Annotated in this window: 1 pseudogene; it reads right to left on the bottom strand. The window is 74.6% G+C overall.

Going from position 1 to position 591, the window contains the following annotated elements:
* Nucleotides 1-591 (bottom strand): annotated as a pseudogene (locus MKK55_RS01830) (hypothetical protein); the annotation flags it as partial.

Below are 591 nucleotides of genomic sequence, written 5' to 3'. Positions count from 1 at the left end.
ATTGTGACAGGGCGTTCGTGCGCGATTCCAGCGCGCCGACGCGGGACTCGACGCCGCCGATCCGCCCTTCCGCCGAGTCGAGGCGGGAGCCGAGGCCGGCGATGGTGCTCGGGCCGTAGCCGGAGGTCGCGAGGTTGCCCGCCGCGTCGGTGGTCACGAACTGCGTCGCGCCGTTCTGGGCCGCGGCGCTCTGCGCCGACGTGATCCCGCCGAGCGTATAGGTGTTCGAGCCGTTGCCGATCGCGACTTGGTTCGTGCGGGTGGTCTGCGCGCCGGGACCGATCGCGATGGTGTTGGCCTGCGTCGCCGAGGCGCTGCGGCCGATCGCGATGGAGCCGTCGCCGGCCGCGTTCGCCTCGGTCCCGAGGGCCGTCGCGCTCACGCCGCCCGCCGTGGCGCCGTAGCCGGCCGCGAGCGCGTCAGCGCCGCCGGCGACCGGGAGCGGGAACTGGCTGACGTTGTTGCCGCGGATCGGCAGGTTCTCGGCGTTCGACAGCCGCAGCTCGATCGCCGCGATGCGGGCCGGATCGTACACGGTGCTGCCGCCGCCGCCGCCGGGTCCGGCTCCGCCGCCCGTGCAGGGATTGCAGG

The organism is Methylobacterium sp. J-059 (genome assembly GCF_022829485.1).
GTDB lineage: Bacteria > Pseudomonadota > Alphaproteobacteria > Rhizobiales > Beijerinckiaceae > Methylobacterium.
The sequence above is the reverse complement of the archived record's forward strand: the minus strand, read 5'-3'. Positions and strand labels throughout refer to the sequence as shown.